General features: G+C 63.2%; 20 protein-coding genes. 15 read left to right on the top strand and 5 right to left on the bottom strand.

The features are described 5' to 3' along the window. Positions 1 to 225: 225 nt before the first annotated feature. From NKH98_RS05010 to NKH98_RS04985, 6 genes are read left to right on the top strand one after another with little or no spacing between them, the layout of a single operon-like run. Positions 226 to 1,479 carry a sarcosine oxidase subunit beta gene (locus tag NKH98_RS05010; protein ID WP_352896965.1) on the top strand — a complete coding sequence of 418 codons (1,254 nt, stop codon included), beginning with the start codon at positions 226 to 228 and terminating at the stop codon, positions 1,477 to 1,479. Then, positions 1,479 to 1,901 carry a hypothetical protein gene (locus tag NKH98_RS05005; protein WP_352896963.1) on the top strand — a complete coding sequence of 141 codons (423 nt, stop codon included), beginning with the start codon at positions 1,479 to 1,481 and terminating at the stop codon, positions 1,899 to 1,901. The genes NKH98_RS05010 and NKH98_RS05005 overlap by 1 nt, the downstream gene beginning before the upstream one ends. Positions 1,902 to 1,909: 8 nt before the next feature. Then, positions 1,910 to 2,206 (top strand): sarcosine oxidase subunit delta, encoded by a 297-nt coding sequence (locus NKH98_RS05000; RefSeq protein WP_254816882.1) that lies wholly within the window; start codon positions 1,910 to 1,912, stop codon positions 2,204 to 2,206. Then, positions 2,203 to 5,196, top strand: coding sequence for a sarcosine oxidase subunit alpha (locus NKH98_RS04995; RefSeq protein ID WP_352896961.1), 2,994 nt, complete (start codon positions 2,203 to 2,205; stop codon positions 5,194 to 5,196). The genes NKH98_RS05000 and NKH98_RS04995 overlap by 4 nt, the downstream gene beginning before the upstream one ends. Next, a complete protein-coding gene (locus NKH98_RS04990) occupies positions 5,189 to 5,767 on the top strand; it encodes a sarcosine oxidase subunit gamma (RefSeq protein WP_352896959.1) in 579 nt (192 codons plus the stop codon). Before NKH98_RS04995 ends, NKH98_RS04990 begins: the two co-directional genes overlap by 8 nt. 53 nt (positions 5,768 to 5,820) lie before the next feature. Then, the gene (locus NKH98_RS04985) at positions 5,821 to 6,045 is read left to right on the top strand and encodes a hypothetical protein (protein ID WP_352506379.1); all 225 of its coding nucleotides are present in this window, start codon (positions 5,821 to 5,823) and stop codon (positions 6,043 to 6,045) included. A gap of 101 nt (positions 6,046 to 6,146) precedes the next feature. Here NKH98_RS04985 and NKH98_RS04980 read toward each other — a convergent pair whose 3' ends face one another. After that, entirely contained in the window at positions 6,147 to 6,386 is a 240-nt protein-coding gene (locus NKH98_RS04980) for a DUF680 domain-containing protein (protein WP_352896957.1), read from the bottom strand. Positions 6,387 to 6,563: 177 nt separating this feature from the next. Next, a complete protein-coding gene (locus NKH98_RS04975; RefSeq protein WP_352896955.1) occupies positions 6,564 to 7,205 on the bottom strand; it encodes a TetR/AcrR family transcriptional regulator in 642 nt (213 codons plus the stop codon). Positions 7,206 to 7,397: 192 nt separating this feature from the next. Here NKH98_RS04975 and NKH98_RS04970 point away from each other — a divergent pair, with 192 nt between their 5' ends. Then, positions 7,398 to 8,105: a hypothetical protein gene (locus NKH98_RS04970; protein ID WP_352896954.1), complete on the top strand. Its 708-nt coding sequence runs from the start codon at positions 7,398 to 7,400 to the stop codon at positions 8,103 to 8,105. 22 nt (positions 8,106 to 8,127) lie between these two features. Here NKH98_RS04970 and NKH98_RS04965 read toward each other — a convergent pair whose 3' ends face one another. The 3 genes from NKH98_RS04965 to NKH98_RS04955 form a co-directional block, all read right to left on the bottom strand. Then, positions 8,128 to 8,622 carry a MaoC family dehydratase gene (locus tag NKH98_RS04965; RefSeq protein WP_031211357.1) on the bottom strand — a complete coding sequence of 165 codons (495 nt, stop codon included), beginning with the start codon at positions 8,620 to 8,622 and terminating at the stop codon, positions 8,128 to 8,130. Positions 8,623 to 8,661: 39 nt separating this feature from the next. Then, positions 8,662 to 9,477 carry an SDR family oxidoreductase gene (locus NKH98_RS04960; protein WP_352896953.1) on the bottom strand — a complete coding sequence of 272 codons (816 nt, stop codon included), beginning with the start codon at positions 9,475 to 9,477 and terminating at the stop codon, positions 8,662 to 8,664. A gap of 521 nt (positions 9,478 to 9,998) precedes the next feature. After that, a complete protein-coding gene (locus NKH98_RS04955) occupies positions 9,999 to 10,826 on the bottom strand; it encodes a MurR/RpiR family transcriptional regulator (protein WP_254816889.1) in 828 nt (275 codons plus the stop codon). A gap of 145 nt (positions 10,827 to 10,971) precedes the next feature. Here NKH98_RS04955 and NKH98_RS04950 point away from each other — a divergent pair, with 145 nt between their 5' ends. The 8 genes from NKH98_RS04950 to NKH98_RS04915 all read left to right on the top strand — a co-directional run bounded on the left by NKH98_RS04950 (position 10,972) and on the right by NKH98_RS04915 (position 20,728). After that, positions 10,972 to 11,796 carry an N-formylglutamate amidohydrolase gene (locus NKH98_RS04950; protein WP_352896952.1) on the top strand — a complete coding sequence of 275 codons (825 nt, stop codon included), beginning with the start codon at positions 10,972 to 10,974 and terminating at the stop codon, positions 11,794 to 11,796. A gap of 22 nt (positions 11,797 to 11,818) precedes the next feature. Continuing rightward, positions 11,819 to 13,375 carry an amino acid permease gene (locus tag NKH98_RS04945; protein WP_254816891.1) on the top strand — a complete coding sequence of 519 codons (1,557 nt, stop codon included), beginning with the start codon at positions 11,819 to 11,821 and terminating at the stop codon, positions 13,373 to 13,375. Positions 13,376 to 13,482: 107 nt separating this feature from the next. After that, positions 13,483 to 14,853, top strand: coding sequence for a glutamine synthetase family protein (locus NKH98_RS04940; protein ID WP_352896950.1), 1,371 nt, complete (start codon positions 13,483 to 13,485; stop codon positions 14,851 to 14,853). Positions 14,854 to 15,033: 180 nt separating this feature from the next. Continuing rightward, positions 15,034 to 16,422, top strand: coding sequence for an aldehyde dehydrogenase family protein (locus NKH98_RS04935; protein ID WP_352896948.1), 1,389 nt, complete (start codon positions 15,034 to 15,036; stop codon positions 16,420 to 16,422). A 17-nt stretch (positions 16,423 to 16,439) separates the two neighbouring features. Continuing rightward, positions 16,440 to 17,612: an iron-containing alcohol dehydrogenase gene (locus NKH98_RS04930; RefSeq protein WP_352478171.1), complete on the top strand. Its 1,173-nt coding sequence runs from the start codon at positions 16,440 to 16,442 to the stop codon at positions 17,610 to 17,612. 242 nt (positions 17,613 to 17,854) lie between these two features. Continuing rightward, a complete protein-coding gene (locus tag NKH98_RS04925) occupies positions 17,855 to 18,961 on the top strand; it encodes an ABC transporter substrate-binding protein (RefSeq protein WP_254816895.1) in 1,107 nt (368 codons plus the stop codon). Positions 18,962 to 19,025: 64 nt separating this feature from the next. Further along, positions 19,026 to 19,940, top strand: a complete 915-nt coding sequence (locus NKH98_RS04920; RefSeq protein WP_352896946.1) for an ABC transporter permease — start codon at positions 19,026 to 19,028, stop codon at positions 19,938 to 19,940. After that, positions 19,937 to 20,728 (top strand): ABC transporter permease, encoded by a 792-nt coding sequence (locus NKH98_RS04915; protein WP_352478173.1) that lies wholly within the window; start codon positions 19,937 to 19,939, stop codon positions 20,726 to 20,728. The genes NKH98_RS04920 and NKH98_RS04915 overlap by 4 nt, the downstream gene beginning before the upstream one ends. Positions 20,729 to 20,742 lie beyond the last annotated feature (14 nt).

The following is a 20,742-nucleotide window of genomic DNA, read 5'->3' as shown; positions in this document are numbered from 1 at the left end:
ATGCTTGGTCGCAAATCGGGGCGGCGCGAGCCACCCGATACGTGCAAGGTGCTTCAGATGTGGTTTGATCGCTCCATCACGTCGCATGCCTCTTTCCACCACGGCGCAAAACGGCAAGCGCCGTCGCAAACAGTGCAAGGCTGGCAGCGCCGTTTCGCTAGTGATACAAGCTCGCGCGCCGGGGTTGGCTGATCTGCCCGGCCGCCATTTGTGAGGCCTGCGACGTTGAAGAAATACTCGGTATTCGCCATCGCCCGCGAGGCCATGCGCGGCCATAAGGGCTGGGAGGAGCAGTGGTCCTCGCCGGAGCCGAAGAAGGAGTACGACGTCATCATCGTCGGCGCCGGCGGCCACGGCCTGGCCACCGCCTATTATCTCGCCACCGTGCACGGCATCACCAACGTCGCGGTATTGGAAAAAGGCTGGCTCGGCGGCGGCAATACCGGCCGCAACACCACCATCATCCGCTCGAACTATCTCTACGACGAGAGCGCCGGCATCTACGACCATGCGCTGAAGCTGTGGGACGGGCTCAGCCAGGAGCTCAACTACAACGTCATGTATTCGCCGCGCGGCGTCATGATGCTCGCCCATAACATCCACGACATCCAGGTGCTGAAGCGCCACGTCCATGCCAACCGGCTGAACGGCATCGACAATGAATGGCTGACGCCGGAGCAGGCGAAGGAATTCTGCCCGCCGCTCAACATTTCACGCAATGCGCGCTATCGGGTGATGGGCGCCTCCCTGCAGCGCCGTGGCGGCACGGCGCGTCACGATGCGGTCGCCTGGGGCTATGCGCGCGGCGCCTCGGCGCGCGGCGTCCACATCATCCAGAATTGCGAGGTCACCGGCGTCAAGCGGGCGCCGAACGGTGCGGTCACAGGCGTCGAGACGACGCACGGCTTCATCGGCGCCAGGAAGGTCGGCGTGGTCGCCGCCGGCCACTCCTCGGTGATCATGAACATGGCCGGCGTGCGTATGCCGCTGGAAAGCTATCCGCTGCAGGCGCTGGTGTCGGAGCCGGTCAAGCCGGTGGTGCCTTGTGTGGTGATGTCGAACACGGTGCATGCCTATATCTCGCAATCCGACAAGGGCGAACTGGTAATCGGCGCCGGCACCGACCAGTATGTCTCCTATTCGCAGACCGGCGGGCTGCACATTTTGCAACATACGCTCGATGCGATCTGCGAGATGTTCCCGATCTTCACCCGGATGAAGATGCTGCGCTCATGGGGCGGCATCGTCGACGTGACGCCGGACCGTTCGCCGATCCTGGCCAAGACGCCGGTGCCCGGCCTCTATGTCAATTGCGGCTGGGGCACGGGCGGTTTCAAGGCGACGCCGGGTTCGGGCCATGTCTTTGCCCATACCATCGCCAGGGACGATCCGCACCCGATCAACGCGCCCTTCACCATCGAGCGCTTCCGCACCGGCCGCCTCATCGACGAGGCGGCGGCGGCAGCGGTGGCGCACTGATGATGACCGAGATGGCCGTCGCCATGCCGCTGATGCTCGCCGGCGAGCAAGGCCTGTTCCATTTTCCGTCGCCGGACGAGGTGCGCACGCAGCCGATCAGCCGCGCCGAAAACGAGACCGAATGGCCGTTTTCGGTCGACGACGGCATTCTGGCCTGCGTCTGGAGCGGCGGACAAAGGGTCGTCTCGTTTCTTGAAGGCCGGCCGGCGGATCTGGACAACGACGAGCCGTTCGAGCCGCGCGTCGTCATCGTCACGGTCGATCCGGTCCTGCTGACGATCGGCAACATGGCCAACCGCGACCTCTTCAGCCCTGCGGCAAGCATCGAGGAGCGCATCCGGCTGGTCGCGCCCTTCTTGACCTTGGGCCAGAGGCTTTGCGACCAACCGGCCGGCGCCCGCGTCGGCCACGGCGAATTGTAGGACCAACCATGCTTCTCATCCGCTGCCCCTATTGCGAGGAAGAGCGTCCGGAGCTCGAATTCCGCAACGCCGGCGAGGCGCATATTGCGCGTTCCCCAAACATCGCCGGCGAGAGCGACGACGATTTCGAAAAGTTCTTCTTCATCCGCTCAAATCCCAAGGGCATCATCTATGAGCGCTGGCGGCACATGCACGGCTGCGCGCGGTTCTTCAACGCCGTGCGCGACACCGTCAGCGACAGGTTCCTGATGACCTACAAGGCCGGCGAGCCGAAGCCCGTAAAGCTGCCGGGAGCCACCAAATGAGCGCGACATTCCGCATTGCCGGCGCCGGACGGCTCAAACAGGCAAAGATAGCTGGCTTCAGCTTCGATGGCCGTCCCTATACCGGTATCGAGGGCGACACGCTGGCCTCGGCGCTGCTTGCCAATGGCGTCCATCTTGTCGGCCGGTCGTTCAAGTACCACCGGCCGCGCGGCTTTCTGTCGGCCGGCGCCGAAGAGCCGAACGCGCTGGTCGAGATCAAACGCGACGCGGCACGCAAGACGCCGAACGTCCGAGCTACGGTGCAGGAGCTCTATGACGGGCTGACCGCGCAGTCACAGAACCGCTGGCCGTCGCTCGCCTTCGACATCGGCGCGGTCAGCAGTATTGCCTCGCCGATGCTTTCGGCCGGCTTCTACTACAAGACGTTCATGTGGCCGAAGACTGCGTGGAAAAACCTCTACGAACCAAAGATTAGGGCCGCCGCCGGCCTTGGCGTCGCTCCCGACCAGCCGGACCCCGACCATTATTCGGCGCGCTTCGCCCACTGCGATGTGCTGGTGCTGGGCGGCGGTGCCGCGGGTATCGCCGCGGCATTGGCCGCGGCTGAAACCGGGGCGCTTGTCATCCTTGCCGACGAGCAGGCGGAATTCGGCGGCAGCCTTCATTTCGAGAGCGGCGCCAGGATCGATGGCCAGGATGGTTTTGCCTGGGCGCAGTCCGCCGTCGCCAAGTTGAAGTCGATGGACAATGTGCGCGTGCTGCCGCGCACCACGGCGTTCGGCTATTACGCGCAGAATTTCGTCGGGCTGGTCGAGCGCGTCAGCGACCATCTGCAGAACCCCGGCCGCGACGTGCCGCGCGAGCGGCTGTGGCAGGTTCGCGCCAAACGCGTGGTGCTGGCGACCGGCGCCATCGAGCGCCACATGGTGTTTGCCGACAACGACCGCCCCGGCATCATGCTGGCGTCGGCGGCGCGCACCTATCTCAACCATTACGGCGTCGCCGTCGGCAGGAATGTCGGCGTCTATACGGCGAACGATTCCGCCTACGCGGCGGCGATCGATCTGAAGAAGGCCGGCATCAACGTGGCGGCGATCGTCGATCTGCGCGACAACCCGACCGGGCCGGTGATCGACGAGGCGAGGGCGCTCGGCATCGAGGTCAATTTCGGTCGCGCGGTGATCCGGGCCGGCGGCAAATTGCGGGTGTCGTCGATGACCGTGCAGCCGAAGAACGGCGGCGGCGAGCGCACCATTCCGGTGGACGCGATCCTGATGTCGGCCGGCTGGACGCCGTCGGTGCACCTGTTCTCGCAATCACGCGGCAAGGTCGCCTTCAACGACGAGACCAAGCGCTTTGTGCCCGGAATTTATGCGCAGGACTGCGTCTCGGTCGGCGCCTGCAACGGCACCGACGGGCTGTCGGCCACCATCGACGAAGCTTACGCCGCCGGCGCCAAGGCGGCCAAAGATGCCGGCAGCAGGCCGGCCAAGGGCACCAAGCCGAAGGTCGACGCCGGCGAAAGCTGGTCGCGCGGCATGCTGGGTGCAGCACCCGGTGCCGGCGCCGACACGACGGTGAAGGCGTTCGTCGACTTCCAGAACGACGTCACCGCCAAGGACATCCGCCAGGCAGTGCATGAGGGCATGCGCTCGATCGAGCACGTCAAGCGCTTCACCACCAATGGCATGGCGACCGACCAGGGCAAGACCTCCAACATGCACGGCCTGGCGATTGCCGCCGAGACGTTGGGCAAGCCGATCCCGCAGGTCGGGCTGACGACGTTCCGCGCGCCGTATACGCCGGTGACATTCGGCTCGATCGTCGGGCACGCGCGGGGTCCCCTGTTCGACCCGACCCGCAAGACGGCGATCCATCCCTGGGCCGAGCGCCAGGGCGCTGTATTCGAGGATGTCGGTCAGTGGAAGCGCGCCTGGTATTTCCCGAAGCCGGGCGAGGACATACATGCCGCCGTCGACCGCGAATGCGTCACGGTGCGCAAGACGGCCGGCCTGTTCGACGCCTCGACGCTAGGCAAGATCGAGGTGGTCGGGCCGGATGCGGCCAAATTCATGGAACTGCTCTACACCAATCCATGGGAGAAGCTCGAGCCCGGCCGCTGCCGTTACGGCATCATGCTGCGCGAGGACGGCTTCATCTATGACGACGGTGTCGTCGGCAGGCTTGCACCCGACCGTTTCCATGTGACGACGACGACCGGCGGTGCGCCCCGGGTCATGAACCATATGGAAGACTATCTCCAGACCGAGTTCCCGCATCTCAACGTCTGGCTGACCTCGATCACCGAGCAATGGGCGGTGATTGCCGTGCAGGGACCGAAGTCTCGCGACATCATTGCGCCGCTGGTCGAGGGCATCGACATGTCGGATGAGGCGCTGCCGCATATGTCTGTGCGCGAAGGCCGGATCTGCGGCGTGCCGACCAGGCTGTTTCGCATGTCGTTCAGCGGTGAGCGCGGCTTCGAGGTCAACGTGCCGGCCGATTACGGCGAGGCAGTCTGGGAAGCGCTATGGGCCGAGGGCCAGAAGCATGGCGCCTGTGCTTACGGCACCGAGTCCATGCATGTGCTGCGCGCCGAAAAGGGCTACATCATCGTCGGCCAGGATACCGACGGCACGGTGACGCCGAACGACGCCGGGCTCGACTGGGCGGTCGGCAAGAAGAAGACCGACTTCGTCGGCATTCGCGGCATGGCGCGGCCGGATCTGGTCGCCAAGGGCCGCAAGCAGCTTGTCGGCCTGAAGACCAGGGATCCCAAGGTGGTGCTGGAGGAGGGCGCGCAGATCGTCGCGGACCCGAAGCAGGCGATCCCGATGAAGATGATTGGCCATGTCACGTCGAGCTATTGGTCGCAAAATTGCGGCCGCTCGATCGCGCTGGGGCTGGTCGCCGGCGGCCGCGATCGCACGGGCGAGACGCTCTATGTGCCGATGCCGAACGGGGTGATCGAGGTGGAGGTCACCGGCATGGTGTTCTTCGACGAGAAGGGGGAGCGCCTCAATGGCTAAGGCCGCCGTGAAAACCAACGCCGCCGGACCCTCAGTCGAACGCCGTCCGGCTCTCGCCGGCCAGTCGCTTTCCGCCGCCGGCGTTATACTTGCCGTGCTGCCGCCGGCCGAGCGCATATCGCTGCGCGCGCCGGAAGCCTCGATTGCGGCACTTTCGAAAGCGCTCGGTGTCGTCCTGCCGCAAAGGCCGAAAACCTCGGCGGCAAAGGCCGGACGCACGGCCTTGTGGCTCGGGCCGGACGAATGGCTGGTCATTGACGAGAACCGAAAAGATCCGCTCGCCGACTGCGCCAGCATTTCCGTACTGCATTCGGCGGTCGGCATCTCGCACCGCAACGTCGCCATATCGGTTATCGGTCCGGCTGCCGCGGCGACGATCAATGCCGGCTGCCCGCAGGATCTGTCGCTCGACGCCTTTCCGGTCGGGGCGGCGTCGCGTAGCATTCTCGGCAAGGTCGAAATTGTGCTGTTGCGCACGGCGGCCGACGCGTTCCGCGTCGAATGCTGGCGTTCCTTTTCCGATTATGTCTTTACTTTTCTGTCCGAGGCAGCGCGCGACGCGGCAGCATAGGCATGTTCGCCGCGCCTGACCGTTCTGCGACAGCGAGCCGAGGGAGAATGCAAATGCCGCCGAACTCCGCGCCGAAGTCGCCGGTCAAGACGCCGGCCGTGCGCTCTTTTGAAGACGAGCAGCGCACTGGGACGGATATCGAAGAGGAACTCGAGGAAGGCCTCGAGGATACATTCCCGGCCAGCGATCCGGTGTCGATCACCGGAACGGCCATTCCCGGCGCACCGGCAAGACCCGGCAAGCGTAAAAACGTGGCGGGACAGAAGCGTAAGAAGTGATCTGCACGCCGCGATAAAGCAGGGCTGAAGCAGACAAGATCGGCGGCCGGAAAGTCCTGCCGCCCTTTCGGTTCATCACCGCGTATTGTCGCCCGACCGGCTCAGAAGCTGCTTGGCACGATCCACGGGTCGATGCCGATGCCGAGCCTCGGGCCCTTGCTGCCAGCCTTGTGGGCCCCGGCGTCCGTCTTTTCAAGCGATCCGGTCGGCGCGCAATCGAGCTTAGCACCGGTCTTGGTGTCGATGCAGGCCGCTTCTTGCTTGGCTGGCTGACTGCTGCCGGCAAATGCGGCGCCAGAGAGCGCCAGCAGGGCGGCGAGCGTGAGGACTGCCTTCTTCATCGTCGGTCTCCGGTTCAGCTATTGAATTTCTCGTACGTGTACGGAACTACGTACAGATACGCCCTGGACTCCCGGTGTTCAAGCAAAATCGTACGCGTACGGAGAATTGCCGAACGCTCGGCGCCGCAGCGCAGAACGTTCGGAGAAGATCCTGCAGATCGGGAGGAGCGCCGCTCTTCAGCAGTTGACCGACGGCGTGAGCGGCGCAATCTCGTGCGCGGCGATGGCTTCGAGCATGATGTCGCCGATCCGTGTGATGAACGTCGTCTGGTCGCCGAACGGGTAGAACGGGAAGGTGATCAGCAGCGAGATGGCGCCGTGGCCGACCGCCCACAGCATGGTGGCGATGGCGCGTGGATCGCCTTTGAGCCTGCCGGCGGCAACGCAGGCTTCGACCCTCGCGATCAGCACTTTCATCGCTGGGTTGCCGCTCTCCATTTCGGCGAAGGTTTTTCCGGCTGGCGGCCTGACTTTTTCGGTCATGAAGACGGTGCGGTATTCGTTGGGATTTTCCAGCCCAAAGACGGCGTATTCGACAAGCACCGCCTCGAGCGCCTCGATCGGGTCGTCGGCCGTATGATTTGCGATGCGCCTGGCCAAGGTCTCGAAGGCATCCTCGGCCAGCGCGAACAGGATGTCCTGCTTGTCGGCGAAATAGGAATAGACCGACATCGGCGCATAGCCAACGCGCTCTGCGAGCTTGCGGATGGTGAGGCCGTCATAGCCTTCTTCCTCGACAAGCTTGTGCGCGGCGTCGACAAGTTCGGAACGCAGTTCGGCCTTTTGTTTTTCGCGGCGCTCCTGGACGCTTAGCTGCAACTTTCTACTGCCTTATGACTGATGGCTGGATGCAGCATATATACGCTGTACGGCGTCGGGCAAGGGTGGCACCAAGCAGAAGCTTGACTGTGGCAATACCCATGTAACCCGGCAATAAAGCCGGCAACATCGGACTGTTACAGACAAAGACTAATTCGCGGCTCTGCAAGAATTTCGTTTCGGGAGGCCGTTATGACCGGAACTGAGCTTTCGTCCGGCGTGCCGGACGTGGACCCGCTTTCCCATCGCGCCAGGATGGCGCTCAGGCGCGTCGTCATGGTCGCATGGCTGGCGATCGCGCTTGGCTTCGCCATGGAAGCTCTCATTCTGACCGTCAGATTTGCGGCAGGTGCCTACCCCGCGACGACGCAGGTTCTGATCGAACTGGCGCAAGGCGTGACCTGGTCGTTCTTCGTCTGCGCCGGCGTCAGCCTCGGCACGGCACTCACCAAGGTGCGAGCCTCGCTCGGCGGCTTGATCAGCGCGATTTCAGCGCCACTGGCGATGGGCATCGCCAAAGGGACGCAAAAGGTCATGGTCAGCGCGCTGGACGCGGCGGCAAAGCCGGCCATCCTGTCGCTCACGACCCTGGGTGTGCTGCGGGCGATCGAATACGGGCTGCTCGGCTGGATACTGGCGTCGCTGGCATCGAAGGAAGAACCGCGTCCGCTCCATTTCGCGCTGGCAGGCGCCCTGATAGGCGCGGTATTCGGCGGCGGCATCACGGTGCTGACGATTGAGACGGCCGCGGCAAATGACGCTGCTCTCGCACTGCCGCAGGCGATCGCAACCGGCCTCAACGAGATCGTGTTTCCAATCGGTTGCTCACTGGTCGTCTACATTGCGCTGCAGGTCAGCCGCCATATGAAGTATGTCGCGGCCGAAGCCAAACAGATTTAGGTCCCCGGGCGTTGGATGCCAGTCAAACCGCTTCCGGTTGGCGTTCGATCAGCGTCAGCGTCAGCCAGCGCGCGGTCAGCGCCGGTTTTTTCGAGCCCTCGATCTCGATCGTCACGTCGTGCGCCGTCTGCACCCAGCCGGACGGCCTGACCTTGACGTCAGCCAGCACGAAACGGGTGCGGATGCGCGAGCCGGTCTTCACCGGCGCCAGGAAGCGCAGCGAATCGAAGCCGTGATTGACGCCCATCTTGCTGTTTTCCAGCGGCGGCATGGTTTCGAAGGTCATCGCCGACAACAGCGAAAGCGACAGGAAGCCGTGCGCGATGGTGCCGCCGAACGGCGTTTCGCGGCTGGCGCGTTCAGGATCGCAATGGATGAACTGATGGTCGTCGGTGGCATCGGCGAACTGGTCGATCATGCGCTGGGTGACGACCCGCCATGGCGACACGCCGACTTCCTTGCCGACGTTGGCGAGAAGCACATCGAGACTGATCGGTTCCACGCTGATGTCCTCCATCTTCACCCCCGGCATTTCACTCGCCGGATGGCGTGCGTCTCATTCCTTGAATAATGTCAGCCCGTGTTGCACCGACTGCCCGCCATCGATCGGCAGGATGGCGCCGGTGACATAGCTGCCGGCACGGCTGCACAAATAGAGCGTTGCGCCGGCAATGTCATCCGGTGCGCCGATGCGGCCGATCGGAACATGGTTGCCCACATGTCTTGCCTGGTCTTCGGTGCCGGTGGCGAAGGCCGTCATCCGGCTCCGGAAAGGGCCAGGTGCAAAGGCGTTGACGGTGATGCGGCGGGCGGCGAATTCGATCGCCAGGATGCGCGTCAGGTGGTGAACCGCGGCCTTCGAGGCCGAGTAGGAGTAAGCGTCTTCGGCCAACGGCTGCGTGCCCATCACCGATCCAAGATTGATCACCCGGGCCGGGTCGGCGTCGCTGGCGGCGGCTTCGAGCAGAGGCAGCAATTCGCGCGTCAGATGGAAAACCGCGGTGACGTTGACGCCGAACACCTTGGCCCAGGCATGGTAGGGAAAGCTTTCCAGCGGCGCGCCCCAAGAGATGCCGGCATTGTTGACCAGGATATGCAGCCGCTCGGTCCGCGCCCTGACCTCGGCCACAAGCGCCGCAATGCCGGCCTCGCTGGAGACGTCAGCGGCGAAACCCTCGGCCCGGCCGGAGGCGCCAAGGCCGTTCAGTTCGCCGGCAACCCCGACGCAATCCTCGCCCTTGCGCGAGGCGATCATCACCGAGGCGCCGGCCTTGACCAGAGCGGTCGCCGCCATACGGCCGATGCCGGTCGCGGCGCCGGTGACCAGCGCCGTCTTGCCGGCGACTGAGAACAGCTCGTCCAGATAGCTCATCGATTTCCTCCGCGCAGTTCACCGCTGTTTGACTGATGGTTCAAGGAGCGGCTTCGCCTCGACAAGGCTAGCCGAACTACGATTGTCCTTGCCACGCCAAAAGTATCCGGACTGCGGCGATGGCACGGTTTGCGGCTGAAATGGTTAAGCCCGAACGGCAAGGTGGTCATTCGGCCGTGACATGGGTCGGATGAATGATGCAGCCGTCCCTCTAAGCGAGCACCTTGGCCCCAGCGGTTCATTTCGCGCGTGAAGCAAGTCGTCCTTACTCCTCCGCCAAGCCGCAGGCGGGTCTTGATGACGTGGGACGGTGGCCGAGCGATAGGGCAGGACTGACATTCGTCTTCGTGGACGGGAGCTATGCTTCCCCGGGGGAGCTATGGGTAAGAAACAACGCATCGTCCTGCTGGCAGCTGTTTTGGCGTCTGCCTTTGGCGTTTTGTTGCTGATCCTGATCCTGCAGATGGTCAGTTTTTTGGTTGACTAGGCACGGCCAGGAGCGTGCTTTCCAAAAGCCTGCGCTACCGCAGGCTTTCCAGCTCGCGGATGCGTTTGGCGCCGTCGGCCTCGAGCTGCCTTGTGACGGCGCCGATCAGCGCTTCGGCAACGACGAAAAGGGCGGCGGATGAGTCCCAGGCCGAAGGCACGGCGGTGCGCCCGGCAATGACATGGCGGGCAAAGCGGGCGATCGGCGACAGCCACTGGTCGGTAAACAGCACGATCTGCACGCCGCGCTGGTTGGCGGTCTCGGCAAAGCGGACGAGGCTGTCCTGATAGCGCCTGATGTCGAAGATCACCAGCACGTCTCGCTTGCCCATGTCGATCAGCCGGTCGCGCCAGACACTTTCCTGGCCGGCGAGATGGAAGACGTTGGGTTTGATGATAGCAAGGTGGGCCGCCATATAGCGCGCCAGCGGGTCGGTGAAGCGGCCGCCGATCAGGAATGTCTTGCCGCGCCGGTCGGCGAGCTTGGCGACGATGTCGGCAAGCTGCTTGTCCGAGAGATGCCGGAATGTCTCGCGCATATTGTCGAGCGTTGCCTCCAGCATCGGCGAGACGGCGCTGGCGCCCTGCGATGGCGGATTGAGCGTGCGCGAGGCCGGCGACTGCAATTGCGCCGCCAGCTCGTCTTGCAGCGTCGACTGGAATTCCGGATAGTTCTGGAAGCCGAGCCGGGCGACGAAACGCAGGATCGTCGGCGACGACACGCCGGCGGCAGCCGAGAATTCGGCGACCGTCTTCAGCCCGATCAGCGGATAGCTGGCGATCAGTGTTTGTGCAGCGCGCCGCTCGCCGGCCGGCATGGCGCCGATGCGGTCGGAGATCAGTTCGGCAATGCTGGAAACCATGTTTTCCCCCACCCTGGCCGTGCCGTTACCGCATTATTGAAATCGCGTTTGACAAAGCCGGCCAAACTGTATGAAATCATCCGCAGGGACGCAATGAGGCAAAATACGTAACATACGATACAGTGCTCCCCGGGGACAGCAGACAATGGAGACAGCACGGCCCGCCAGCCTTGCATCGCCTGAAACCGTAAGGGTGACGAACCCTGGCGGATCGAGCCCTTTCGTGCTGACCTGCGACCACGCCTCAAACTTCCTGCCACCGGAATTCGGAACGCTCGGCCTTGCCGCCGAGGATCTTTCCCGCCACATCGCCTGGGATCCCGGCGCCTTGCCGGTGGCGCGCCGCATGGCCGAGGCACTCGATGCGACGCTGGTCGAGACCTGCATCTCGCGGCTCGTCATCGACTGCAACCGGCCGCTCGACGCGCCGGACCTGATAGTGACGGTCAGCGCCAGCGAAAAAACCGTGGTCCCGGCCAATCAGGGGCTTTCGGCCGACCAGCGGGAGGCGCGCATCGCGCTGGCGTGGCGACCGTTTCACGAGCGGATCGCAACCATCATCGACGAGCGCCTGGCGTCCGGGCGGGAGACCAGGCTGGTCTCGATCCATTCCTTCACGCCGCTCTACAAAGGCAAAAGCCGGCCGTGGCACATCGGCATCATCCATGACGAGGACCGCCGGCTGGCGGCGCCGCTGATCGCGGCGCTACAGCAGCTTGCCGGCGTCACCGTCGGCGTCAACGAACCCTATTCGCCGGCCGACCGGGTCTATTTCACGCTGGAGCGCCATGCGCGCTCCCGCGGGCTGCCTTGCGCGATGATCGAAGTCCGCAACGACGAGATCGCCGGCGCAGCCGGGCAGCGGAAATGGGCGGATCTGCTCGCGAGTATTTTTCTCAATCTGGAGCCCGAGGCGGCCAAGGCCTCCAGACCAAGCGCAGTCGGAAAGTCAGTTCAATCGGCCAGCTAAGAAAACCAAAAGGGGACTAAAAATGGCAGCATCGGGCTACACTGAAGTTGACAAGGCGGAGGACGTAAAGGTCCTCCACAATATGGGCTATGCCCAGGAACTGGAGCGGCGCCTCAGTCGCTTTTCAAATTTCGCGGTCTCCTTTTCGATCATCTGCATCCTGTCCGGCGGCATCAACTCGCTGGCGCAGGCAACCTCCGGCTCCGGCGGCATCGGCATCGGCATTGGCTGGCTGGTCGGCTGTTTCGTTTCGCTGACCTTCGCTGTAGCGATGTCGCAGATCAGCTCGGCCTATCCGACCGCCGGCGGCCTCTATCATTGGGGCTCGATCCTCGGCAATCGCGGCACCGGCTGGGTGACGGCCTGGCTCAACCTGCTCGGGCTGATCACCGTGCTCGGCGCCATCAATGTCGGCACCTGGACGTTTTTCCTCGGCGCCTTCGGACCGGCGCTCGGCATCGAGGGTACGCTGACCAACCAGATGATCTTCCTGGTCATCATCACGGGCGCCCAGGCACTGATCAACCACCTCGGCATCAAGCTGACGGCCAAGCTGACCGACTTCTCGGGCTATCTGATCTTCTTCGGCTCGATCCTCATCGCGGTCGTCTGCCTGATCTCGGCCGAAACCTGGGATTTCAGCCGGTTGTTCACCTTCCACAATTATTCCGGCGATGCCGGCGCCGGTGTGTGGCCGTCGGTATCCAATGCCTGGGTGTTTGCGCTTGGCCTGCTGCTGCCGATCTATACGATCACCGGCTACGATGCGTCGGCGCATACTTCCGAGGAGACCATCAAGGCGGCGAGCTCCGTGCCGCGCGCCATGGTCATGTCGGTGATCTGGTCGGCCGTTTTCGGTTATCTGTTCCTCGCAGCCTTCGTGCTGATGATCCCGAACATGGACGATGCGGCCAAGCAGGGCTGGAACGTGTTCTTCTGGGCCTTCGACCAGCGCGTCAGCCCGGGCGTCAAGGAGTTCGTCTACCTCGTCGTCTTCCTGGCACAGCTGCTTTGCGGCCTCGCCACCGTCACCTCCGCTTCGCGTATGATCTTCGCCTTCTCGCGGGACGGCGGCCTGCCGGGTTCCTCGGCACTGGCCAAGGTCAGCCCGACCTACCGCACGCCGGTGGCGGCGATCTGGACGGCGTCGATCCTGTCCGTCCTGTTTGTCTGGGGCTCGACGCTGGTTTCAGTCGCAGGCACCTCGGCCTACACCATCGTCGTGTCGTGCACCGTCATCTTCCTGTTCCTCTCCTTCACCGTGCCGATCGTGCTCGGCATGCTGGCCTGGGGAACGCCGAAATGGGACAAGATGGGGCCGTGGAATATGGGGCGCGCCATTTTCATGCTGTTCGGCGTGCTTTCGATCCTGTCGATGCTCCTGATCTTCGTCATCGGCATCCAGCCGCCGAACGACTGGGCGCTCTACATCACCGTCGGCTTCTTCATCCTGACGGCGATCGTCTGGTTTGCCTTCGAGCGCAACCGCTTCCAGGGCCCGCCGCTCGGCGACATCATCGCGGCGCGCCAGGCAGCGATCAAGGCTGCGGAACAGGCCGTCGGCGAAACCGGCCACTGAGGCAAGTCCTCCAGCTATGGCCGGCGCTTTGCCGGCCATAGCTTCCCACATCTTCAAAGTGGTCTTTTTTACAGGCCCGAAACGACAAGCGCTGGAGTGCCAAAGGAATGGCCGGAAATTTCTCCTTCGATCAGTTGAAGCAAGCGGTCTCCAGCGGAGAGGTCGACACCGTGCTGGCCTGCATCGTCGACATGCAGGGACGGCTTGCGGGAAAGCGGTTCCTGGCCCGGTATTTCGTCGATTCCGCGCATGACGAGACGCATGGCTGCAACTACCTGCTGGCTGCCGACATCGATATGGAACCGGTGCCCGGCTACAAGGCGGCGAGCTGGTCGAAGGGCTATGGCGATTTCGTCATGAAGCCGGACCTTGCGACGCTGCGGCGTATCCCCTGGCTGGCGAAGACAGCGCTGGTGATCTGCGACGTGCTCGACCACCATACCCATGACGACCTGGCGCATTCGCCGCGCGCTATGCTGAAGAAGCAGGTCAAGCGGCTGCAGGAACGTGGCTATATCGGCTATTTCGCATCCGAGCTCGAATTCTATCTGTTCAGCGAAACCTATGATTCCGCCCGCAAGAAGCACTGGCAGGGCCTCGAGACGGCATCACCCTACATCGGCGACTACCAGATCGGCATCACCACCAAGGAAGAAGGCGTCATGCGCCGGCTGCGCAACGAGATGGAGGCGGCCGGCATCCCGATCGAGAATTCGAAGGGCGAGTGGGGGCCAGGCCAGGAAGAGATCAATGTCCGCTACGCCGAGGCGCTCGACATGGCCGACCGCCACGTCATCCTGAAGAACGGCGCCAAGGAAATCGCCGAGTCCGAAGGCAAGGCGATCTCGTTCATGGCCAAGTACAATTACGGGCTCGCCGGCAATTCCAGCCACGTCCATAATTCGCTGTGGAGCGCCGACGGCAAGACGCCATTATTCTACGACAAAAATGCCGAGTGGACGCTGTCGACACTCGGCCAGCAATGGGCGGCCGGCCAGCTCAAATATGCCAAGGAATTCACCTGGTTCCTGGCGCCCTACATCAATTCCTACAAGCGCTTCCAGGCCGGCACCTTTGCGCCGACCAAGATCATGTGGAGCGAGGACAACCGCACCGCCGGCTTCCGTCTTTGCGGCGAGGGCACCAAGGGCATCCGCATGGAATGCCGCATCGGCGGCGCCGACCTCAATCCTTATCTCGCCTTCGCGGCACTGATCGCGGCCGGGCTTGCCGGCATCGATGAAAAGCTTGAACTGCAGAAGCCCTTCGTCGGCGACGCCTACCAGGCCTCGCAGCTGCCTGAAATTCCAAAGACACTGCGCGACGCCACCGCAACGCTGGCGGAATCGAAGATGCTGAGGCACGCGCTCGGCGATGATGTGCTGGAGCATTACATCCACACGGCACACTGGGAACAGTTCGAGTACGACCGCCGGATTACGGACTGGGAACTGCACAGGGGGTTCGAGCGGTATTGAATGGCTGGCAATGTCGGCGCCGCCCGCCCCTCACCTTTACCCTCTCGTGAAGAACGGGGAGAGGGGGTCGCCAGCGCTGGAGCTTGTCCCTTCTCCGTCACTATAGGCGGAAAGGTGCCGGCAGGCGGATGAGGGCGGCGTGACCAACGATAATTATTGTAGAATGCGAGGACCCAAGGCATGACCGAAACGGTCAAGATAAAATCCCCTGTCGACGGTTCGATCTATGCCGAACGGCCTCTGGCGACGGACCAGGCGATCGGTGCCGCAGTTGAGCGCGCCAAGGCGGCGCAGGAGAAGTGGGCGCAGACGCCAGTCGTCGAGCGCGGCAAATACATGCTTGCCATGCTTGAAGCGCTGGTGGCCATAACCGGCGAGATCGTGCCGGAGATCGCCTGGCAGATGGGCAGGCCGGTGCGCTATGGCGGCGAGTTCGGCGGCGTCAGGGAACGCGTCAGCTACATGGTCGAGATCGCCGAGGCGGCCTTGAAGCCGGTCATGGCCTCCAACCCGAAGGACGGCTTTCGCCGTTATGTGAAGAAGGTGCCACTCGGCGTGGTCATGGTGATCGCGCCTTGGAATTATCCCTATCTCACCGCCGTCAACACCATCGTCCCGGCGCTGATGGCCGGAAGCGCCGTCATCCTCAAGCACGCGGCGCAGACGCTGCTGGTCGGCGAACGTTTTCAGCAGGCGTTCGACAGAGCAGGCCTGCCCAAGGGCCTGTTCCAGAACCTTGTCATGAACCACGCGCAGACCGAAAGGCTGCTCGGCTCCGGCAAGATCGACCATGTCAACTTCACCGGCTCGGTCGCCGGCGGCCGCGCCATCGAAAAGGCGGCCGCGGGCACCTTCATGACGCTCGGCCTCGAACTCGGCGGCAAGGATCCGGCCTATGTGCTGCCGGACGCCAAGATGGACCATGCCGTTGCCAATCTGGTCGACGGCGCCTTCTACAATTCCGGCCAGTGCTGCTGCGGCATCGAGCGCGTCTATGTCCACGAGAAGGTCTACGATGAATTCGTCGAGGGCTTCATTGCCGAGACCAGGAACTACGTCGTCGGCAATCCGCTCGACCAGGCGACCACCATGGGGCCGATGGCGCAGGCGCGCTTCGCCGACCTGATCCGCGAGCAGAAGGCCGAGGCGTTGCGCAAGGGCGCCAGGGCGCACATCAATATGAAGGTGGCCAACGACAGCCAGGGTTCCCCCTATCTGGCGCCGGAAGTGCTGACCCAGGTCGACCACCAGATGAGCGTCATGCGCGAGGAAAGCTTTGGCCCGATCGTCGGCATCATGAAGGTGCGCAACGACGAGGAAGCGATCGCGCTGATGAACGACAGCCCCTATGGGCTGACGGCCTCTATCTGGACGCGCGACATTGAGCATGCGACGGCGATCGGCGATCGTGTCGAGACCGGCACCGTGTTCATGAACCGCTGCGACTATCTTGACCCGGCGCTGGTCTGGACCGGCGTCAAGGACACCGGCAAGGGCGCGGCACTGTCGGCCATCGGCTACGACAATCTGACCAGGCCGAAATCATACCATCTGCGCGAAGCCATCTGACTTTTCGAAAGACAAAAATGACAAAACTCGTTTCCAAATGGAATTACCCGACGACCGTCCGCTTCGGCGCCGGACGCATCAAGGAGCTGCCGGAGGTGCTGGCGGCGACCGGCATCAAGCGGCCGCTGTTCGTTACCGACCCGGGACTGGCCAAACTGCCGGTGGTGGCTTCGACGCTGAAAATACTGGACGATGCCAAGGTGCCGCATGGCGTGTTTTCCGAGGTCAAGCCGAACCCGGTCGATTCCAACCTGACCGCCGGCATCGCCGTGTTCAAGCAGGGCAAGCATGACGGCGTCATCGCCTTTGGCGGCGGCTCGGCGCTCGACCTCGGCAAGCTGATCGCCTTCCAGGCCGGGCAGACACGCCCGGTCTGGGATTTCGAGGATGTCGGCGACTGGTGGACGCGCGCCGATGCCGATGCGATCGCGCCGATCATCGCGGTGCCGACCACGGCCGGCACCGGCTCGGAGGTCGGTCGCGCCGGCGTCATCACCAATGAGGCGACCCACACCAAAAAGGTCATCTTCCATCCCAAACTCTTGCCGGCGATCGTCATTGCGGATCCGGAGCTGTCGGTGGGCATGCCCGGTTTCATCACCGCCGGCACCGGCATGGATGCGCTTGCCCATTGCCTCGAAGCCTATTGTGCGCCGGGCTATCACCCGATGGCCGACGGCATCGCGGTGGAAGGCATCAGGCTGGTCTTCGAAAACCTGCCGAAAGCCTATGCCAACGGCAAGGATCTAGTCGCCCGCGCCAACATGATGAGCGCGGCCGCCATGGGGGCCGCCGCCTTCCAGAAAGGGCTTGGCGCGATTCATTCGCTGTCGCATCCGATCGGCGCGCTCTACGACACCCACCACGGCATGACCAACGCCGTGTTCATGCCCTATGTGCTGGCCTTCAACCGCGAGGCGATCGAGCCGCGCATCGCCCGGCTCGCCGCCTATTGCGGCATCAAGGGCGGCTTCGACGGTTTTGCGAAGGCGATCATCAAGCTGCGCAAAGAGCTCAAGGTGCCGCATGCGCTGCCCGGCCTGATCAAGGGGCTCGACATGGACAAGAAGCGCAAGGGCCTGATCGCCGACATGGCGGTGGTCGACCCGACCGCCGGCGGCAACCCGGTCAAGCTGACCAAGAAGGCGGCGCTGACGCTGCTCGAAAACGCCATCGCCGGCGCCGTCTGAGACAACTTCCGCATTGGAAATCCACTTTGGAAAAGAGGCGAAGAAAGGGGGAAAGGATGAACGGCAAGGCCGAAACTAGTTAGCCGGAAAAATAGCCGCGTAGCGATTGCTACAGCCGGTTAAAAAGAGTTTACTTTTTCGTACTGCAGGGCATCGCTTTCACAGAGCTTTCATCTGGCTGTCACACGAAAACGATACCGCATCGCAGGCGTCCAACGGCGTCAGTTCAACGGAGAGAACACATGTTCAAATTCACGGGAAAACTGCTTTCCCTTACGGCCGTCGCCCTGATGGCGACCTCTGCCATCTCGTCGGCCCAGTCCATGGATGAACTGGTCGCCGCAGCCAAGGCTGAAGGCCAGCTCACGACCATCGCGCTGCCGCATGACTGGTGCGGCTATGGCGCCGTCATCGACGGCTTCAAGGCGAAGTACCCGGAAATCACCATCAACGAACTCAACCCCGATGCCGGCTCCGGCGACGAGGTCGAGGCGATCAAGGCCAACAAGGACAACAAGGGCCCGCAGGCGCCCGACGTTATCGACGTCGGCCTGTCCTTCGGCCCGACCGCAAAGAAGGATGGCCTGATCCAGGCTTATAAAGTATCAACCTGGGACTCGATCCCGGACAGCGCCAAGGATGCCGAAGGCTTTTGGACCGGCGACTATTACGGCGTGCTTTCGTTTCTGGTGAACAAGGACCTGGTCAAGGAAGCGCCGGCCGACTGGGCCGACCTGCTGAAGCCGGAATTTGCCAATACCGTGGCGCTCGCCGGTGACCCGCGTGCTTCGAACCAGGCCATCCAGGCCGTCTATGCCGCCGGCCTTTCCAGCGGTGCGGCCGCCGGCGAAGCCGCCGGCACGGCTGGTCTCGACTTCTTCAAGAAGCTCAACGCCGCCGGCAATTTCGTGCCGGTCATCGGCAAGCCCGCGACGCTTGCCCAAGGCCAGACGCCAATCCTGGTGACCTGGGATTATAACGCGCTTGCCGGCCGCGATACGCTGAAGGGCAATCCGCCGGTCGACGTCGTCGTGCCGAAGACCGGTGTCGTCGCCGGCGTCTATGTTCAGGCGATCAGCGCCTATGCGCCACACCCGAATGCTGCCAAGCTATGGCTGGAATATCTCTATTCCGACGAAGGCCAGATCGGCTGGCTGAAGGGCTATTGTCACCCGATCCGCTTCAACGACCTCGCCAAGAATGGCAAGCTCCCGGCTGACGTGATGGCCAAGCTGCCGCCGGCCGAGTCCTATGCAGCCGCGGTGTTCCCGACGCTCGACGAGCAGGGCAAGGCCAAGGAAGCCATCACCAAGAACTGGGATGCCGTCGTCGGCGCCAACGTCAAGTAAGACTTGAGATCAGCCGGGCGGCTTAGATCGCCGCCCGGCATACCTCCAGGACGGTAGCCGGCGCATGACCGATATCTCGTTGTCCGATCACGCTGTTGCCGGGAAGACCGCGCCTCCTGCCGACGCCCGCAGCACGAGGCTGCCGACACAATGGCTTGGCGTTGCGCCTTTCTTCATCTTCGCCATCATGTTCCTGATCCTGCCCACGCTCTATCTGATGCTGGGCGCATTCCGGAACGATGCCGGCGAATTCACTTTCGAAAACATAGCGGCCTTGGCGCAGCCGTCGATCGTTGCCGCCTACTGGATCTCAATCAAGGTCAGCCTCGCCTCGTCGCTGATCGGTGCTTTCGCGGGGCTTGCCATTGCCATCGCCATCGTGCGCGGCGGGCTGCCGGAATGGATACGCTCGGCGACACTGACCTTCTCCGGCGTGGCCTCCAATTTTGCCGGCGTGCCGCTGGCCTTCGCCTTTCTCGCGACGCTCGGCCGGCTCGGGCTCGCCACGGTGCTGCTCAACGTCTTGGTCGGCTTCAACATTTATGCCCATGGTTTCAACATTCTGTCGTTCTGGGGCCTGACACTGACCTATGTCTATTTCCAGATCCCGCTGATGGTGGTGATCATCGTGCCAGCGATCGACGGGCTGAAGAAGGAATGGGGCGAAGCGGCGGCAACGCTTGGCGCGACCCAGGCGCAGTTCTGGCGTATGGTCGTCATTCCGGTGATCTGGCCAAGCTTCCTCGGCACCGTCATCCTCTTGTTCGCCAACGCCTTCGGTGCCATCGCCACCGCTTACGCTCTGACCGGCTCCTCGCTCAACATCGTCCCTATCCTGCTCTACGCGCAGATCCGCGGTGACGTGCTGCACAATGCCCATCTCGGCTATGCCATTGCCTTCGGTATGATCGTCATCACCGGGCTTGCCAATGTCTTCTACATCTGGTTCCGGACGCGCTCGGAAAGGTGGCTTAAATGAAGAGCGGACGTTTCTGGGCCTGGGTCGTCTTCGCGCTGGGCGCTGCCTACTTCTTCATTCCGCTTATCGCGACGGTGGAATTTTCCATGCGCATGCGGCGCGGCGCCTATTCCTTCGATGCGTACAAAGTCGTGTTTGGCGACCCCCGTTTCCAGGCGACCTTCGGCTATTCCGTACTCGCTGCTGTTTTCACCATCATTCTCGGCGTGCTGATCGTGGTGCCTACCGCTTATTGGATCCGCCTGCGGATGCCGCAGCTTAGGCCCGTCGTCGAGTTCATCACGCTGCTGCCGCTGGTCATTCCCGCCATCGTCATCGTCTTCGGCTACATCAGAATGTATGGCTCGAACTCACCGCTGCCGTTCCTGGGCAGCGAGACAGGAGCCAATGCCTTGCTGGTCATCGGTTATGCGACGCTGGCGCTGCCCTATATGTACCGCGCCGTCGACACTGGACTTCGCACGATCGACGTGCGGACACTGACCGAGGCGGCGCAGATTCTCGGCGCCGGCTGGGGCACGATCATCACCCGGGTCATCCTGCCCAATGTGCTGATCGCGGTGCTGTCGGGCGCCTTCCTGACCTTCGCCATCGTGATAGGCGAATTCACCATGGCTAGCCTGCTCAACCGGCCTGCCTTCGGACCCTATCTGCAGAACGTCGGCGCTAACCGAGCCTACGAGCCGGCGGCGCTTGCCATCATCGCCTTCGCCATCACCTGGGGCTGCATGTCGCTGATCCAGATCCTGTCGCGTTTCGCGCCGCGATCGGCGAATCGTCCGAACTGACCCGAAAGAAAAAG

It is taken from the genome of Mesorhizobium sp. M0833 (assembly GCF_040319905.1).
Lineage (GTDB): Bacteria > Pseudomonadota > Alphaproteobacteria > Rhizobiales > Rhizobiaceae > Mesorhizobium.
This window is presented reverse-complemented; position numbering and strand designations above follow the sequence as displayed.

Coding starts and splice junctions, on each gene's coding strand:
- NKH98_RS05005 (WP_352896963.1), top strand. CDS start 1,479: ATGATGACCGAGATGGCCGTCGCCATGCCGCTGATGCTCGCCGGCGAG.
- NKH98_RS05000 (WP_254816882.1), top strand. CDS start 1,910: ATGCTTCTCATCCGCTGCCCCTATTGCGAGGAAGAGCGTCCGGAGCTC.
- NKH98_RS04995 (WP_352896961.1), top strand. CDS start 2,203: ATGAGCGCGACATTCCGCATTGCCGGCGCCGGACGGCTCAAACAGGCA.
- NKH98_RS04990 (WP_352896959.1), top strand. CDS start 5,189: ATGGCTAAGGCCGCCGTGAAAACCAACGCCGCCGGACCCTCAGTCGAA.
- NKH98_RS04985 (WP_352506379.1), top strand. CDS start 5,821: ATGCCGCCGAACTCCGCGCCGAAGTCGCCGGTCAAGACGCCGGCCGTG.
- NKH98_RS04980 (WP_352896957.1), bottom strand. CDS start 6,386: ATGAAGAAGGCAGTCCTCACGCTCGCCGCCCTGCTGGCGCTCTCTGGC.
- NKH98_RS04970 (WP_352896954.1), top strand. CDS start 7,398: ATGACCGGAACTGAGCTTTCGTCCGGCGTGCCGGACGTGGACCCGCTT.
- NKH98_RS04965 (WP_031211357.1), bottom strand. CDS start 8,622: ATGGAGGACATCAGCGTGGAACCGATCAGTCTCGATGTGCTTCTCGCC.
- NKH98_RS04960 (WP_352896953.1), bottom strand. CDS start 9,477: ATGAGCTATCTGGACGAGCTGTTCTCAGTCGCCGGCAAGACGGCGCTG.
- NKH98_RS04955 (WP_254816889.1), bottom strand. CDS start 10,826: ATGGTTTCCAGCATTGCCGAACTGATCTCCGACCGCATCGGCGCCATG.
- NKH98_RS04950 (WP_352896952.1), top strand. CDS start 10,972: ATGGAGACAGCACGGCCCGCCAGCCTTGCATCGCCTGAAACCGTAAGG.
- NKH98_RS04945 (WP_254816891.1), top strand. CDS start 11,819: ATGGCAGCATCGGGCTACACTGAAGTTGACAAGGCGGAGGACGTAAAG.
- NKH98_RS04940 (WP_352896950.1), top strand. CDS start 13,483: ATGGCCGGAAATTTCTCCTTCGATCAGTTGAAGCAAGCGGTCTCCAGC.
- NKH98_RS04935 (WP_352896948.1), top strand. CDS start 15,034: ATGACCGAAACGGTCAAGATAAAATCCCCTGTCGACGGTTCGATCTAT.
- NKH98_RS04930 (WP_352478171.1), top strand. CDS start 16,440: ATGACAAAACTCGTTTCCAAATGGAATTACCCGACGACCGTCCGCTTC.
- NKH98_RS04925 (WP_254816895.1), top strand. CDS start 17,855: ATGTTCAAATTCACGGGAAAACTGCTTTCCCTTACGGCCGTCGCCCTG.
- NKH98_RS04920 (WP_352896946.1), top strand. CDS start 19,026: ATGACCGATATCTCGTTGTCCGATCACGCTGTTGCCGGGAAGACCGCG.
- NKH98_RS04915 (WP_352478173.1), top strand. CDS start 19,937: ATGAAGAGCGGACGTTTCTGGGCCTGGGTCGTCTTCGCGCTGGGCGCT.